Source organism: Roseibium sediminis (assembly GCF_008711325.1).
GTDB classification, from domain to species: domain Bacteria; phylum Pseudomonadota; class Alphaproteobacteria; order Rhizobiales; family Stappiaceae; genus Roseibium; species Roseibium sediminis.
This window is the reverse complement of the sequence record NZ_VXDB01000004.1, coordinates 246000-262295: the sequence shown is the minus strand read 5'-3', so window position 1 is coordinate 262295 and position 16296 is coordinate 246000. Positions and strand designations below refer to the sequence as shown.

The 16296-nt window shown below is 56.0% G+C and carries 15 protein-coding genes and 1 pseudogene; 7 read left to right on the top strand and 9 right to left on the bottom strand.

The window, feature by feature from the left end:
- Positions 1-125: 125 nt before the first annotated feature.
- The 6 genes from F0155_RS06120 to F0155_RS06095 form a co-directional block, all read right to left on the bottom strand.
- On the bottom strand, positions 126-899 hold the full coding sequence (locus tag F0155_RS06120; RefSeq protein ID WP_150523599.1) for an L-iditol 2-dehydrogenase: 774 nt from the start codon (positions 897-899) through the stop codon (positions 126-128).
- Positions 896-1900: an ABC transporter ATP-binding protein gene (locus F0155_RS06115; protein WP_150523598.1), complete on the bottom strand. Its 1005-nt coding sequence runs from the start codon at positions 1898-1900 to the stop codon at positions 896-898. The genes F0155_RS06120 and F0155_RS06115 overlap by 4 nt, the downstream gene beginning before the upstream one ends.
- Before the next feature lie 33 nt (positions 1901-1933).
- On the bottom strand, positions 1934-2767 hold the full coding sequence (locus F0155_RS06110) for a carbohydrate ABC transporter permease (protein ID WP_150523597.1): 834 nt from the start codon (positions 2765-2767) through the stop codon (positions 1934-1936).
- A gap of 10 nt (positions 2768-2777) precedes the next feature.
- A complete protein-coding gene (locus tag F0155_RS06105; RefSeq protein ID WP_150523596.1) occupies positions 2778-3650 on the bottom strand; it encodes a carbohydrate ABC transporter permease in 873 nt (290 codons plus the stop codon).
- Between the two features lie 121 nt (positions 3651-3771).
- Positions 3772-5094 carry an ABC transporter substrate-binding protein gene (locus F0155_RS06100; protein WP_150523595.1) on the bottom strand — a complete coding sequence of 441 codons (1323 nt, stop codon included), beginning with the start codon at positions 5092-5094 and terminating at the stop codon, positions 3772-3774.
- A gap of 133 nt (positions 5095-5227) precedes the next feature.
- Entirely contained in the window at positions 5228-6286 is a 1059-nt protein-coding gene (locus tag F0155_RS06095; protein WP_208999153.1) for a LacI family DNA-binding transcriptional regulator, read from the bottom strand.
- A gap of 105 nt (positions 6287-6391) precedes the next feature.
- On the opposite strand from F0155_RS06095, the gene F0155_RS06090 reads away from it, so the two are divergent.
- The 4 genes and pseudogenes from F0155_RS06090 to F0155_RS06080 all read left to right on the top strand — a co-directional run bounded on the left by F0155_RS06090 (position 6392) and on the right by F0155_RS06080 (position 11253).
- Positions 6392-7327 (top strand): sugar kinase, encoded by a 936-nt coding sequence (locus F0155_RS06090; RefSeq protein WP_150523594.1) that lies wholly within the window; start codon positions 6392-6394, stop codon positions 7325-7327.
- 9 nt (positions 7328-7336) lie between these two features.
- Positions 7337-8599 (top strand): class II D-tagatose-bisphosphate aldolase, non-catalytic subunit, encoded by a 1263-nt coding sequence (locus F0155_RS06085; protein WP_150523593.1) that lies wholly within the window; start codon positions 7337-7339, stop codon positions 8597-8599.
- 250 nt (positions 8600-8849) lie between these two features.
- A pseudogene (locus F0155_RS23885) lies at positions 8850-9026 on the top strand (IS110 family transposase); the annotation flags it as partial.
- Positions 9027-10338: 1312 nt separating this feature from the next.
- Positions 10339-11253, top strand: coding sequence for an ATP-binding protein (locus F0155_RS06080; protein ID WP_204934398.1), 915 nt, complete (start codon positions 10339-10341; stop codon positions 11251-11253).
- On the opposite strand, the gene F0155_RS06075 is transcribed toward F0155_RS06080, so the two are convergent.
- Together F0155_RS06075 and F0155_RS06070 are read right to left on the bottom strand one after the other, a co-directional pair.
- Complete coding sequence (locus tag F0155_RS06075) at positions 11216-11569, bottom strand: ABC transporter permease subunit (RefSeq protein ID WP_208999152.1); 354 nt, start codon at positions 11567-11569, stop codon at positions 11216-11218. The genes F0155_RS06080 and F0155_RS06075 overlap by 38 nt on opposite strands.
- 60 nt (positions 11570-11629) lie before the next feature.
- Positions 11630-12835, bottom strand: a complete 1206-nt coding sequence (locus tag F0155_RS06070) for an urea ABC transporter substrate-binding protein (RefSeq protein ID WP_150523592.1) — start codon at positions 12833-12835, stop codon at positions 11630-11632.
- 706 nt (positions 12836-13541) lie between these two features.
- On the opposite strand from F0155_RS06070, the gene F0155_RS06065 reads away from it, so the two are divergent.
- The 3 genes from F0155_RS06065 (at position 13542) to F0155_RS06055 (ending at position 14527) form a co-directional block, all read left to right on the top strand.
- The gene (locus tag F0155_RS06065) at positions 13542-13751 is read left to right on the top strand and encodes a cold-shock protein (RefSeq protein ID WP_062491466.1); all 210 of its coding nucleotides are present in this window, start codon (positions 13542-13544) and stop codon (positions 13749-13751) included.
- A 134-nt stretch (positions 13752-13885) separates the two neighbouring features.
- Positions 13886-14110: a hypothetical protein gene (locus tag F0155_RS06060; RefSeq protein ID WP_150523591.1), complete on the top strand. Its 225-nt coding sequence runs from the start codon at positions 13886-13888 to the stop codon at positions 14108-14110.
- Positions 14111-14146: 36 nt separating this feature from the next.
- The gene (locus tag F0155_RS06055) at positions 14147-14527 is read left to right on the top strand and encodes a DUF6481 family protein (protein WP_150523590.1); all 381 of its coding nucleotides are present in this window, start codon (positions 14147-14149) and stop codon (positions 14525-14527) included.
- 814 nt (positions 14528-15341) lie between these two features.
- Here F0155_RS06055 and F0155_RS06050 read toward each other — a convergent pair.
- Positions 15342-16283, bottom strand: a complete 942-nt coding sequence (locus F0155_RS06050) for a 3-hydroxyacyl-CoA dehydrogenase (protein ID WP_150523589.1) — start codon at positions 16281-16283, stop codon at positions 15342-15344.
- Positions 16284-16296 lie beyond the last annotated feature (13 nt).

The window sequence follows — 16296 nt, the reverse complement described above, 5'->3', positions numbered from 1 at the left end:
CAAGATCGCGGCATAATCAAATAAGCTCCTGGTCCGGGATCTCGGGGCAAGGTCACGACCGGTCATAGGTCGGACGCAGGACCGTTTCGGGCATGGAAGTCAGGGTGGCGTCGGCAAGCATCATGTCAGCTCATCCACTGCCCGCCGTCGACGTTATACGTCTGTGACAAAATGTAATCGGACTCTTTGGAGGCGAGGAACACGGCCATGCCGGTCAGGTCATCCGGCGTGGCAAAGCGTCCTGCAGGCACACCGGCGGCGACCTCTGCCTTCTTCTGGCCGGGGGCCTTGCCTTCGAGCTTGGCGAACTTCGCGTCGACATATTGCCAGTGTTCGCCATCGACGACGCCCGGCGCAATCGCGTTGACGTTGATGCCATGCTTGATGAGATTCAACCCGGCAGATTGCGTCATAGAGATCACCGCTGCCTTGGTCGAGCAATAGACCAGTACGAGGCTTTCGCCCCGACGTCCAGCCTGCGAGGCCATGTTGATAATCTTCCCTCCATGGCCTTGTGCTATCATCTGCTTGGCCGCCGCCTGCATGGTGAAAAGGGTGCCCGCGACGTTGACCGCATACAGGTTGTCATAGCTGGCGCGGGTGATGTCGACGGTTTCGGCGGCATCGAAGAGCGCCGCGTTGTTTATCAAAATGTCGAGCCTACCCGCATTGCCAACCACGGACGCAATCGCGGCATCGATGCTGTCCTGCTGAGTGACGTCGAGATGGACCGAATAAGCCCCTTCGCCCAGTTCCTTGGCAGCGGCTTCAGCGGCATCAAGATTGATGTCCCCGATGGCGACGGTTGCGCCTTCACGCAGATAAGCGGCGGCAAAACCCTTGCCGATGCCGCGTGCGGCACCGGTTATCAGGGCTGACTTTCCTTCGAGACGTTTCATTTGATGCGCAATCCTTCAGCATCGAACTTGTGGATATGTTGTGGATCGGGCGTCAGCCAGACGGTATCACCGTGGTTGACGGCGATGTCGCCGCCCCCGCGCACGGTCATCGGGTCGCAGCCCGGCACCCCATGGACATGCAGGAATGTGTCGGAACCCAGATGCTCGGCCACACCTACCGTTGCTTGCCATTGCCCGTGGGTGATAGAGACGTCGATGTGCTCGGGACGAATGCCGATGGCGAAGGCGTTATGTTGCGCAGCCTCCGCCCCCTCGATGAAATTCATCTTGGGCGAGCCGATGAAGCCCGCGACAAAGCGGTTGCGCGGTGTCTTATACAGCTCCAGTGGCGAACCCACCTGTTCGATTCCCCCGGCCTGAAGCACGACAATCTTATCGGCCATGGTCATAGCCTCGACCTGATCGTGAGTCACATATATCATCGTGGTTTTGAGGCGCTTGTGCAGCTCGCTAATCTCAAGCCGCATCCCCACGCGTAGGGCTGCGTCGAGGTTAGACAGGGGTTCATCGAACAGAAAGGCGGTGGGTTCGCGGACAATGGCCCGCCCGATGGCTACCCTCTGGCGCTGGCCGCCCGAAAGCTGCCCCGGCTTGCGATCGAGGTAGTCTGTGAGGTTCAACGCCTTCGCAGCTGCGTAGATTCGCTTTGTCTGTTCGGCTTCGTTGACGCCCGCCATTTTCATTGGGAAAGCGATGTTTTTGCGCACCGACATATGCGGATACAGGGCGTAGCTTTGGAACACCATCGCCAGACCGCGTTTGGCAGGCGGCAGTAGGGTCGCGTTGGTTCCGTCGATCTCGATCATTCCAGAGGTGGTATCCTCTAGCCCGGCGATCAGACGCAAGAGCGTGGACTTGCCACAGCCGGAGGGGCCGACAAAGACGGTGAATTCGCCATCTTCGATAGCCAGGTCCAGCGGCGGTATGACAGTGCATTCGCCAAAGGATTTCTTGACTTGTTTGAGTTGGATACGGCCCATGGCCCCCTCCCTTGTAACTCGACTGTGGGGCAGTTATTTTACGGCGCCGAAGGTGAGCCCCCGGACCAATTGTTTCTGGCTGAACCAGCCCAAAATGAGGATCGGCGCGATGGCCATAATCGAGGCCGCCGAGAGCTTCGCGTAGAACAGGCCCTCGGGGGACGAATAGCTAGCAATAAAAGCGGTCAGCGGTGCGGCCTTGGCGGCGGTCAGGTTAAGCGTCCAGAACGCCTCATTCCATGCCAGGATGATGTTTAGCAGCACTGTGGATGCAATGCCGGGCACGGCCATCGGTGTCAGCACATACAGGATTTCGCTGCGGAGCGACGCTCCATCCATCCGCGCGGCCTCGAGGATTTCACCGGGAATTTCACGGAAGTATGTATACAGCATCCAGATGATGATCGGCATGTTGATCAACATCAACACCAGCGTCAGGCCGAGGCGGCTATCCAATAGCCCGGTGTCACGGAAGATCAGATAGATAGGCACAAGGACGCCTACGGGTGGTAGCATCTTGGTTGACAACATCCACATCAACACATCCTTAGTGCGTTTACCTGGAACAAAGGCCATAGCCCAGGCAGCCGGAATGGCGATCATCAGGCCGAGAAACGTGGAGCCGACCGAGATGATCACAGAGTTGAAGAAGTGCTTGAAATAATCCGACCTAGCCTGCACCGCACCATAACTGTCGAACGTCCAGCCGGAGTTGAACAGCACCTCCAACGGCGCGCGGATGGCGTCCTCTTCGGTCTTTAAGGACAGGATGAGGATCCACAGGATCGGAAAGACCATCAAAAAGCCAAGCGTTCCGGCAACGGCGGTGTTTAGAACTTTGGAACGGGTAGAAACGGAGCGTGCCATAGGTTCCTCCTCAGGCGTCGAGGTTCTTTCCGATCATCCGCATCAGGAAGATCGCAACGATATTGGCGAGGATTATGGCGATCACGCCGCCTGCGCTGCCCATACCCACGTCGAATTGCAAAAGCGATGAGACATAGACGAGATAGGTCAGGTTGGTGGTCGCCGTGCCCGGGCCGCCATTGGTGGTCACGAGGATTTCGGCAAAGGTCGACAGAAGAAAGATCGTCTGGATCAGAATAACCACGGTGATCGCCCGCGCGAGATGCGGCAACATGATAAAACGAAAGCGGTTGAGCCAGCTCGCTCCGTCCATCTCGGCGGCTTCAAGTTGTTCCTGATCCAGCGATTGCAGCGCCGTCAACAGGATCAGCGTCGCAAAGGGCAGCCATTGCCAAGAGACGATGAAGATGATCGACAAAAGAGGAAATTGCCCGAAAAAGTCGATGGGTGCAAAACCCAAACCGCTCGCGATCTGGCCAAAGATGCCATTGACCGGATTCATGAACATGTTCTTCCAGATCAGCGCCGATACGGTCGGCATGACGAAGAACGGCGCAATGACCATGATACGGATGATCCCTTGGCCAAACATCGGCTTTTCCAGCAGTAAGGCAAAGCCAATGCCCCCGAGAACGGTCACACATAGCACGCCGCCAACCAGTACCAGCGTATTGATCATTGCCGCTTTGAAGCTGGGATCGGTGAGGAACCAATAATAATTCTCCCAGCCAACAAAGAGGTTATCCCCCGGCATGATCAGGTTGTAGCGCAGGAACGAAAAATATAGCGTCAGCGCGAGGGGCGCGATCATCCAGCCGAGCAGTAACAAAACGGCTGGGGAAATCATGAGTCGCGCGGCGGCCTTAGAGGCTTTGGTGGCCATGGGCGTCGTCCTCCCAAACGGGTGGCTTTTGGCGAAGTGTTGGTCAGGAGCCTCGGCAAAAGGCAGTGTAGAGAAAAAACGAGACGGGCAGCGATTGCCCGCCCCGCTCTGGGAGGAAACGTTACTTGATGTAACCAGCCTTGGTCATTTCGCGCACCGCGAACTGCTGTGAGTTGGCCAGAGCCTGCTCGACAGTCTGCTGACCGGCCAGAGCTGCAGAGACCTGCTGACCAACGTAGTTGCCGATGCCCTGGAATTCCGGGATAGCGACGAACTGGACGCCGGTATAGGGAACCGGGTCACGGGTCGGGTCAGCAGGGTCAACCGAGAAGATCGCGTTCTTGATGGTCTCGGCAAACGGGGCAGCTTCGAGAAGACGAGGATCTTCGTGGATGGATGCGCGGGTGCCCGAGGGAACCGCCACCCAGCCTTTGGTCTCGCCGACCATCTGGAAGTATTCCTTCGAGGTTGCCCACTTCAGGAAATCCTTGGCGGTGTCAGCCTTGGTCGAGCTTGCCGGGATCGCCAGCGCCCAGGACCAGAACCATCCAGTGCCCTTGTCAGTTTCCTGCTTTGGCGCCTGGAAGAAGTCTGTTACGTCAGCCACCTTGGAATTGGCCGGGTTGCGGATGTCGTTGGCTGCCGAAGTTGCATCGATCCAGGTGGCACATTTGCCATCCTTGAACAGGGCGCGGTTTTCGTTGTGGCCGTTCGCGGTTGCGCCCGGAGGGCCATATTTGGTCATCAGTTCGACATAGTAGGTGATCGCGTTGTTCCACTCAGCACTACCCAGCTGCGGTTGCCAGTTCTCGTCGAACCAGCGCGCACCAAAGGCGTTGGCCAGCGTGCCTACGAATGCCATGTTCTCACCCCAGCCGGCCTTGCCACGCTGGCAGGTGCCGTAGATGCCGTTTTCCGGATCGTGCAATTTAGCCGCCATTTCCATGAACTCGGTATAGGTCGGTTGTTCAGTTGGGGCTGCGATGCCGGCCTTTTCGAACAGGTCGGTGCGGTAAAAGGTGAACGAAGTCTCCGAGTACAGCGGCACGGCATAGAGGTTGCCATCGGCGCTCAAGCCGTTCCGCACTAACTGAAAGATGTCTTCTAGATCGTAATCCGCGTCATCGCCGAAATCATTCAGCGAAGTCAGCCAGCCGTTCTTACCCCAGATCGGTGCCTCATATGCGCCGATGAACATGATATCGAACGAGCCGCCATTGGTGGCGATATCCTGCGTGGTGCGCTGGCGCAGCACGTTTTCTTCCAGCACAACCCAGTTGATGGTGTTGCCGGTTAGTTTTTCCCACCGCGGAGCAAGTTCCTGCATAACGATCATGTCATTGTTGTTGACCGTCGCGATGGTGATTTCCTCAGCCGAGGCAAACGATGCGACGGTCAGGCCAAAGCCCGTCATCGACATCATGAGTACTTTCTTGAGTGACATCGTGATCCTCCCTTTGATGCATTTTATTTACACATGTAAAAAATGCCAGAAACGGGAGTCGAGTCAAACGGTTTTTTGCAAAACCGATGCGATTTTGCGCATAAACCTGAAGGATAAAGGGTTTTTCGCGCTGTCAGGCGGATTCGCGCAGGCGCAAGACAGCCCGCTTCAATGCAGTGATAGACGGCTTTTGCTCACCCTTGATGCGACAAACCAAAAGCCGGATGGCCTCTTGCCCGATACCGTCGACATCCTGCGCTACCGTGGTTAGCGACGGATACATGTATTGCGACAGCGGGTGATCGTCGTGCCCCGCGATCCGAAGCCGGGTCTGCTCGGTGCCGCGCGCCAACAATCCATGACGGTTCGCAGCCCGTATGGCCCCAATAGCAATCCGGTCGTTGGCGCAGAGCAGCGTATCTGACAGGTGATTCTGACTGCTGAAATGGTGATCCATGACAGCAAAGCCAAAGGCTTCGAAATCCCAGCTCTCTTTGAACTCGTAAGGCTCGACGATGGTGGGTTTCAGTCCTTCGCGCGTCACCGCGTCTATGTAGGCCTGCTCCCGCTCCATCGCGTTCGAGTTCAGCCGCGGCATGCCGAGAAAGGTTGGAGCACCCCTACCGCGACAGAGGTACTCCACAATCGCACCAATACTTTGCGCATTGTCCGTACCAACAAAATCAGTACCATCCAGCTCGGTGTACGGGCGCGAGTCGGCGAAAACGATTGGAAAATCTTGCGCCGCCGAAGCGAACGCCGTGTCCGAGGCCGCTGCGCCGAGGGGCGCGATCACCGCACCATCGACGCTCATTGATCGCAACTTTTCCAGCGCCCTTGCCTCTTGCGCCTCATCACCATGCGAGCTTTGCGCAAGCACTGTCAGCCCTTCAGCTCGAGCAGCAGCATCGATGGACTCCAAGAGGCTGGTAAAGAACAAGTCGTTGAAATGCGGGACAATTACGCCAATCATTCCGGTCGTCTTGCGGTTTTGACGAGTGGCGATGAAGTTGTAGACATAGTCCACACCTTCGAGCGCTTCGGCGATTTTCTTGCGCGTAGTCAGGCGTACAGCCTCTGGATCTTGAAAGTATCGCGACAAGGTCGGGCGAGAGACACCAATCGCTTCCGACAATTCTTTCATCGTGTTAATTTTCGGCTTCTGCATCTTCGTGACGCTCTCGTTCATCATTCATTTTCCGCCGCATCAACTCAGAGCGAGCCAACCTGATCTCTTTTTTTATTTTGACACATGTAAAAGAAAAGTCTACATGCTGGTCAAGTAAAGGAGGGCCAGATGACCGACACACCGATCGTCACGACTGCTGGCGAGATACTCGTTGAGTTCGTCTCGCACAAGAAAAACTGTGGGCTTTCCAAGGTTGCACCCTATTCCGGCCCCTATCCCAGCGGTGCGCCGGCGATCTTCCTCGATCAGGCGGCACGCATGGGCGCGCAGACACGGATGTTCGGCGGGGTGGGCGACGACGGGTTCGGGCGATCAGTTCTGAATCGCCTGCAGGCGGATGGGGTTGACACAACAGGCGTGACAATCACGTCCGGTCTATCCACCGGCGCAGCCTTCGTTTCCTACTACGACGACGGGCGGCGCGATTTCATCTTTCACCTGACCAATACGGCTGCCGATCATTTCGCCACGCCTGATAGGCTGCCAGATGCGCGCCGCACATGGCTGCATGTTTCGGCGGCCTCACTGGGCAATGCGGCGTTGCGCGATGCAATCATGGCTATGGTTGCGCAGGTCGACGTCGCAGGTGGACGCATCACCTGCGATCCGAACGCGCGGTCCGAATTGATGCGCGATCCAGTAGCTTCCGAAGCGCTACGAAACGTCATGACCCGTGCGCACGTCCTGCTACCGTCGACCAGCGATCTCGATTTCCTGTTTCCCGGCGTGCCGGAGGCCGAGGCTGTGGACAGGATGCTCGCCGCCAAAGCGGAGATCATCGCCCTAAAGCGCGGCGATGAAGGGGCGACGGTCATCCACGGCGGCTTGCGCCACGATCTACCCGGGCACAAGGTCGAAGAAGTAGACCCGACCGGCGCGGGAGACTGCTTCTGCGGAACCTTCGTCGCTTTGCTCGCGCAGGGGGTGGCGGTGTTGCAGGCAGCAACTCGCGCAAATGCTGCCGGGGCCATCGCTGTTACACGGCATGGACCGATGGAAGGCAACTCCACGCCAGACGAAATTAACGAATTCCTGAACCGATAGGAGCCAGAGATGAGCCTGATCCACAACCTGATCGCCCGCAACCGCGCGGGCGAACCCATCGGCCTGCCCTGTTTCTGCACCGCCAACGAATATGTTCTTAAAGCAATCCTTTCCTATGCCGCGCGCACTGGCGTTCCAACCGTGATCGAGGCGACCTGTAATCAGGTCAATCAGGATGGCGGTTATACCGGTATGACGCCGCGCGCCTTCATGGATTGGCTGATGGAAATGGCCGACGCAGCGGGTGTGCCGCGCGATCAGATCATCGTGGGTGGCGACCATCTGGGCCCGAACCCCTGGCGCAAGGAACCGCTGGACCAAGCGATGACAAAGGCACGCGAGCTGGTGCGGCTCTATGTCGAAGCCGGGTTTACCAAGATCCACCTCGACGCCAGCATGGCCTGCGGCGGGGAGCCCCCCCCCTCCTTCGAGCAGATTGCCGACCGAGCGGCCGACCTTTGCGCAGTAGCCGAAGCGCATGCGCCGGATCCCTCCCAACTGGTCTACATCATCGGCACCGAAGTCCCGATCCCCGGCGGCGAGACCGAAGAACCCGACGCGCTCGACGTGACCTCCGTGGACCGCTTCACCGCAACCATCGACACGCACCGCGCAGCGTGGACCGCCCGAGGTTTGGATGCTGCATGGGATCGGATCGTTTCTGTCGTCACCCAACCTGGTGTGGATTTCGGCCACACCCAAGTATACTCTTTTGCCCCGGAGAAGGCGCGTCCGCTTAGCGATGCCATTGGCGCACATGATGGCCTGACCCTCGAGGCGCATTCGACGGATTACCAATCCACCGAGGCACTTAGCCAACTTGTAGCGCAGCATTTCTTCTTCCTGAAGGTCGGCCCTGAACTGACCTTCCGTTTCCGCGAAGCGGTCTGGGCGTTGGCCGACATCGCGGCCCGCCTGCCGCGCTACAACGGCCCGGACATCCGCACCGTTGTGGCCAAGAGAATGACTGAAGAACCCGGGAACTGGCAGGCCTACTATTCCGGTAGCCCGGCGGACGTGGAAATACTGAAGATCTTCAGCTACAGTGACCGTATCCGCTATTATTGGGTAGACCCTAAAGTTGACGCAGCCCTCAACGCAATGCTGAAGGAACTGTCTACGTCACCGCTGCCTGAAGCGCTGGTCTCACAAGCCTTCATGGGGCTGGAGTTCGGTGAAATTGCAACGTCTCCTAAGGATTTGATTCAGAAGCACGTGGAACGATGCGTCAGTCGTTACGGCTCTGTTACAAACTTCTCAGCGGGCGCATGAGCTCTCCGTTAGACGCAATTATGCTGTGAGTTGGTAAAATATGGCAACTACCTCCACCTTGGCGCATGGCCCGACTCCGAAGATGCGCTCGAACATGCGTTCTTCGCCGACCTGGTCACAGGTCAGATTGACGGCACGCCCCTAGCCTGCTGATTTCCATTGAGAACTGATGGGGTGGAGCCCCCTCCCGACGGCATCGCAATGTGCCAGAGTGATGTGTGTTGAACGTCACTGAGAGGAGTAAGCATCCATGATGGAAGTTGGCGTTGTCGGCCTTGATCTTGCTAAGCGGGTCTTTCAGGTCCACGGGGCCAACTCGGATGGCAGCATCGCTTTTAGCAGGAGGCTGTCGCGCGGAAAACTGTTGGCGTTTTTCGCCACGCTTCAACCTTGCGTGGCGGCCATGGAAGCCTGCGCAACAGAGCATCTTGGCCCAGACAGTGTTCAGCCTCGCATCAATTGCAGACACTGATTTGGTCGCTTCGTGTCCCCGACCCCGCTCCGGCGGCAAATTTTTTAGCTGAGCAGGAAATTTTTTTTAACTGTTTCGGTCTCGTTGCGCCCACACTTTGGCCGCTACCGCCGATCAGACACACCCAAGAATAGACAGAACTATTCTTCATTTATATGCAGCTGATCTCCACAGCCAACGCAAAGTGTTCAGAGGCCCCTTGTCGCAACGGGTAGCTTGGAGTTTTGTCGTCGTCGAGCGCATTTGCGGTGTTTCCACCCCAAGAATTACCGACTTTTCCTTCGATGAGCTTTTGAAGGAATGGCCCGATTTCCCGTCCTCGAAATGCAGGCTCGGAATGAACCGGGAGCCAGGTTTTTTCAGTTTTTCCGTTAATTGTTTTTTAACTATTCGAGTTGAACTACTCATACCGCAAAGTCATAACGAAACGCGAACACTAATCAGTCAACTTACTAAACTATTGGAGGACTACAATCTGCATGACCCATCATAAAACACCTTCCCATCTGGCAACTTTGATAAACGACAACAAGACTAACGGACAAAAATGACCGGATATTACTTAAGTTCCAAATCGCCTTTTCAGGTATGCTCCCAAACCTGATAAGAATACCAGTCGCCAAACTGACCTCGGCCGTGCGCGCTTCCCAAGAAGCACTGCGATGCTGTTGGCATTTGGCGACCTGAGAGACAACCGAACAGGCGTAACCAATCACGCCACCTCCCAAAATCACAGCTCGCCAAGCACCCAACGGCTCACCCGCCGCTGGGCAATGGTCGAGTGCACCCAACTCAGAGAAATCCCGTGACCTCGCCACCCATTTGCGGTCTGCCGCCTTTCACCGCAACCGCGCTCCAAAATATCGCTCACGATATGTTGTTGATCAACAAAATCGAGCAGACAAATGTCTGTAGCGATAATACTAACCGCACGATAAGAAATTGGAGTTGCACGCTTATTCCATTTCCCGGCATAATCGGAACACTCGATGACGAAACGATATTGGCACCATTGTTCGCCTTAACCGAAGGTCAAGACTGGGCGCTCATCCCGCAAGGGCTGGTGCGACTAAGACAACACGCGAGCACGCACGTCCCCGTGCGCTAAGGGCATTAAGCCCCCCTTCCCATCGATAGAGATCTCACTAACAGGTCGCAGTTTTGTGGCCGGGAACATCTATCGGCCAACTCACCAAATCATGACAACGCAATCGTTCCACGCACGTTCGCGAGGAGCAAAGGCGCCCCCTGTCTGGGAGCTTGTAAGATGAACAAAAAAGACCTGGCTGAACTGGGACAAACAAACACACTTGGAACGCTTGTTGCCAGAATGTCTGTCCGGCGCGCTCTGCGAACGGTCCGGCATATCAATCACCGTTCAGCCTTTGTCATAGGAATTGAACTGCCAAACGACCAGGATATGGGCGAGTATGAGCATGCAATAAGGCTTGAACTTTCCCGGCGGAGATTTGGCTATCGCTGGAGGCCATTGGCTCCGGAGTTTCATCGATTTTATGAAGAGGTCAAACCACCCACTGCTTCGAAAAATTCATGCCGTCCAACTAGTAGACTCGAACGAGCCATCGAAGTTAATCCAAACTTGGTCTGCATCGGTACTCCGGAACATCCCATTCCGGACGCGGCCAAGAACTTTCTGGAACTGCGGCTCAGAATATCTCCGTCCGCGACTCACATGCAGGCTGCCTTTTGGATTTTCCATGGGCTGCGGCTGTCCTTGAGTGAATGCGAGCACCTGCTGGACTATGGACTGCATCAGATATCGATTGCTTTTCGTGGCAACCGACCACTCACAGAGAGCAAAGCGCTATTAACCGCGCTTGCCGCTGCCGCAAAAGGTGCTGATCGACCAGAGCCTTACAACATCTTGCCGTTGCAGGACCTTCACGGATATGGCGAGGCTGGCTCATGGGGGGCAGAGCTCGCTGAGGACCTGAAAGCTTGGCGAGCCGGCCAGATATCTTGGAAGGACGTTGACCGCGGCGTCCTACTCCACGGAAAACCTGGCACAGGAAAAACCACCTTCGCAAGATCACTGGCTCACACGTGCAAGGCACAGTTCGTGGAGTGCTCTCTTGCCAGGGCTCAGGCCAAAGGCCATCTCGGCGACATGTTAGCGGACCTCATCAAAACGTTTGAGAGCGCAAAAAAACACGCTCCTTAAAGACCATGCCAAGTCCCCAGGTTGCCAACATCGTATCGAACAGGCGGCCGTAAAGGCGCCTGATGATCAGCAGCTCTACGATTGCGCCAATGAGCATGGTAATGACGATGGCGACAGGTATCGCCAGCGGATAAGGGATCCCTAGCTGTGTGGCCGTGAGGGCTGAGTAGGCTCCAACCATGAGGAACTCCCCATGGGCGAGGTTGATGACACCCATCAGCCCATACACCACTGCCAGTCCGATGGTAGCGATGAGCAGGATCGATGCACTGGAAAGCGACGACAATAACACCGTCGCCAGAAAATCAAATTCCATTGGGTCCTCCCAAAAGCAGTGCGCCGAATGGGCATGCGGCGCACCATGGTTTTCTCTGGCTTAGTTTTCGGGAGTGAAATGCTCGGCCAAGCCGGGGTTCTCGATCAGATTGCACTTCTGATTTTCATAGGCCGGGGCTGATGAGGCAAAGGTCTGGACGATATCGAAGCCGTGCTTGTCATTGCCACGCGCGATATAGATATCCTGACGCAGGTGATGGGAGCCCGCTTCAAGCGCAACTGTCCCGTTCGGAGCTTCGAATGTCAGCCCGCCTTCCAATGCCTTTATCACGTCGACCGGGCTTGACGTTCCAGCCTTGTTTGCGGCTGCAGCCCACAGATGTGCAGCGTTCCACACATCCACCGCTCCCGCGATAATCGGCGTGTCAGTGCCATACTTTGCTTCCCAGGCTGCCTTGAATTCGGCATTTGCCTTGCTCTCCACCGACGGGAAGTAACCCATGGCAGACACCAGGCCTTCTCCGGCCTGGGGTGAGACCACAACTTGCTGGTTGCCGGATCCATAGTTGGTAGAAACAACCCCGATTGTGTCCTTGAGACCGGCAGCGGCAAATTGCTCGAGGAAACCCGTTTGATTGGAACCGACCGGGAGAGCAACGACCACATCGGGTTTGGCTGCCTGTATCTTCTGCAAGGTCGGTGCATAATCTGTCACGGACAGGGCGAGATAGTCCTCTCCGACAACCTCCGCCCCATTTTGCTTGGCATATTCATGAATCCAATGCCCGGAAATCGTTCCGAAATTGTAATCCGGCGCCATGATGTAGATTTTCTTGCCGTAGTTCTCGACAGCCCACTTGATCAGAACGCTGAGCTGCTGGGATGCGGAAGACCCAGTGACAAAAGTCTGCTTGTCGCAAGCGCCGCCTTCGTAGAGAGAAGAATAGAAGTACGGGATGTTCGCCTTGCGAAAGATCGGCCGGATTGCTTCGCGGGAAGAGCTGGTCAAACCGGCAAACATCGCCGAAATACCATCACGTAGAACCGCTGTTTGTGCAAACTGGGTATATTTTGCCAATTCGGACTGCGCGTCGTAGCCAACAATCGTTACGGGCTCGCCATTCACACCACCTGCCGCGTTGATGCTTTCTATGGCGAGCTGCAGTGCGTTGTTTTGCTGAATTCCATAGATATTCAAACCGCCGGTCAGGTCAAAAATTGCTCCAACCTTGGTTTCCGCAAAGGCAATGGTGGCCGAGACCGAAACAGCCGTTGTCAGGCCGAGTACATATAGAAGTTTCTTCACGAGGCATCCTCCCTGCTCACAAACAGACCAGACACCTACATCTTCAATTATATTGGGAAATTTAGCCTAAAAATGCAAAACGACCCAGTTGGGATGCAATGTCCAGCTGTGTCGCTTGAAATTTTTACGGTGCTTCTTCGCACCGGATTATCGTAATCACTCTAAGTCAATCATGTCAAGCGCCCATTATCGAGACCGAGAAGCTCGGCCCGCCGGTGAGCACGAGGCCCGTCGTGAGCTACACCATCAGATGGGACATCATCAATCGTGCATGCAGATGAACCGGCCCGCTTCCATTCTGAATTCGTATCCTTGTCTACACTCTCACGTGAACAAGGTGTTCATTTTCGATTACATCAAGATCCTCTAAAACCGGAATTGGCGGCACTCGGGCATCGGATATCGCACACGCGCCCGGGCAAGGATGGGCATGGCAATCAAGTTGCCTGCATAATCAAATAAGAACTTGGTCTGGGATCCCGAGGCAAGGTCAAGTCTTTCTTCGCCCCATTACAAGCTCTGAACCTGAGGTTGACATCCACACAGAATACCAATATGCATGAAGCATCGATATTTTCTTGCCGAGCTTTGGTTATAACGCGATTGGCACCGCGTTCTGAACGACACTCCCTTTAAAGCATCGTTATCACCGTCCGAGAGCTACTGGCTTCTCGGCTCCTCTCTCTATGCTATGAAAGGGTTCATCATGACCACTGGCACAGTAAAATGGTTCAATTCCACCAAGGGCTTCGGCTTCATCCAACCTGACAATGGCGGCCCGGACGCATTCGTCCATATCACCGCTGTCGAACGTGCTGGCATGCACGAAATCGTTGAAGGCCAGAAGATCGGCTACGACATGGAGCGCGACACCAAGTCGGGCAAAATGTCCGCCTGCAATCTTCAGGCCGCCTGATAGATCCGGAGCCTGCTTTCCATTGACCACCAAAATACTGGCATTGTCGAAAGCATGAGACCAAGCAAGGTCAGGCAAGTTGCCTGGCCTTTTTTGTTGCTGCTCACCGGTGAGCGGTCTCTACGAGGAAAACCATGACCGAAAAATACAACAAACTTCGCCTGCAGGCCGAGGCCGCTTTTAGTAAAGCCCAGTCGCAGCTCTTAGAACGCCAACGAGCAATTGAAGACCTGAACTCGATCGTAATCGCCCGCGACGAAAAGACCGAAAGGCTGCGAGCGGCTCGGCTTGCCAAGGAACTGCAAGACAGCGTGACCTCAGCAACCAAGCTTACTTCGAAACGCGCACGAAAGTCCTGAAATCGCTCAGCGTAACCCGTCAAATGGAATTGAGATTTGAAGAATACTAGAAACAACGAACACTCCGACCGCCGCAGTGCTGCGATGGACGCCAAAGCGGCTCTTGTTGAAGCCTTTCGAACCGCAAAGCAAGCTGCCGAACCGAACCGAGAAGCCAGACAGACAGAGCGACGTTTGATTGCAGAAGCTCGCGACAAGCGCCGCTCCGAGCGCGCGCAGGCGAAGCTTGATGAACAAAATCGCATTGCCGCGGAAGCAGCTGCACGAGATGCCGCTGCGGCTGCCGCAGCCAGGGCTGAAATCGACGCGCGCGAGCTGGCTGACAAGAACCGTATCGAACGTGTCCTGCACGACGAGGCAGCTCGTAAAGCAGAACGCGACCGGCGCTACGCAAACCGAAAGGCCCGTCAGGCCTGAAAGTGTCACAACGCGGGGCCGCCTTCTGACCTATTAAACGTGTAACCTTGCTCCGTGATCCCGGACTAGAAGTTAAAATGACCTTTGGTACGGGAGATGCTTATGACGAAGCAATCGAGACGACGGTTCACACCTGAATATAAGGAACAGGCGGTGGCTCCATTTGTCCAAGGGCGGGTCACATATGCCAGCCTTGCGTTTGAGCCTGCCACGTGCGAGCGGTCAGCTGAACAGCTGGCACCTTGACCAGCTGGCTGCGAGTTCTGCTGCGGCTTTGGTTTAGAGCACGTCTCGCATTCATTGAATCACTCGACGTGCTCCAAGTATCTGATTTGGCGCATTTCCGGACGGTGAACCGATATCCACTTCGCCTGGAAATGCTCTCATGCAAAGCTGCAGCTTGCCGAGTTGACACAACTATTCTGTGTAGGGCGTTCTGATTTCCGTCTTCCTGCAACCAACAACACCTCCCAGGGTGGGCGTGTTGCGACTGGTCGATTGAATCAGCCCAATACGCTTCTGGCGATTATCAGAAACTGCTCAATCTGCACGGGATGGTCGCATCGATGAGCGAAAGGGAACCTGTCTCGACAACGCCCCGATGGAGAACTTCTTCGGGGCACTCAAGACCGAGATGGTTCACCGCCCCGGTTCAGAACCCACAGAGAAGCGCGCGCGGCCCTCTTCGGATACATCGAGATCTTCCACAATTGGCCAATGGGGGCACTTGAGCACCGGATATCCCACACCCACTCGGGCAAAGATGGCCAGCCTCTCCGGCGCTTCTTTATCTCACGACAAAGCAGGGAAATCATTAGACAAGCTTTTTGGTTCCGGCCTTGTGGCGCAGGAGTGCCATCAGTGTTCTGTCGCGCTCGACTTGTGCTTGCGCGATGTTTTTAATCGGTGTCTTTTGCTCAAGGTCACGGGCCAGTCCGCCATCGACAACCTTCGTCCAGTCGGCCGCCTCCAGCGGACCGACACCGAAGCCACGATACATCGCGCCATAGCGCTCGACATATTGCGCGACACCGCCGGGGGCATTGAGATGGATGGTCTGCATCGGCCCCATGAAGGACCATCGCAGGCCGAGACCGTCGCAGATGGCCTTGTCGAGATCTTCCGCTGAAACAATGCCGCTTCCCACCAGCTTGAAGGCCTCTTCCAGCAAAGCTCCCTGCAGGCGGTTCACGACAAAGCCGTCGATTTCTTCCGTCAACGTAATGGTTTGGCGCTTGCAGCGGATCAACAAGTCCCTGACACGTGCAACGACTTCGTCCGCCGTCCATGGCGTTGGCACGATTTCGACGGCGGGAATGAGATGTGGCGGATTGATCGGATGAGCGACCAGACAGCGGTTCCTGCCCGCAATGTGCTCGCAATAGCGCGAGGCGGAAATGCCGGAGGTGGAACTGCAGATGGGTACTCCCGGCACTGCAATGGCATCGATCCGCGTTGTCAGCTCACGTTTGATATCAACATTTTCCGGCCCGTTTTCCTGAACATAGATCGCCCCGTCCAGCGCGCCCTCAAGGCTTGGAGATGCGGTTATCCGGCTCAATACCGTTTCTGTTTCAGCACGGTCGATCAGATCGTAGTCTGCCATGTCGCCGATGCGGGTTTGCATGGCGCTCAAGGCCAGTTCGAGGGCCTTTTCAGACACATCGTGCAGCGCGACCTGATACCCGGCCTGAGCAAAAACTGCTGCCCAGCCCTGCCCGATCAAACCGGCCCCGACGACCGCAACCTTTTCCATGATCCTGTTCCGT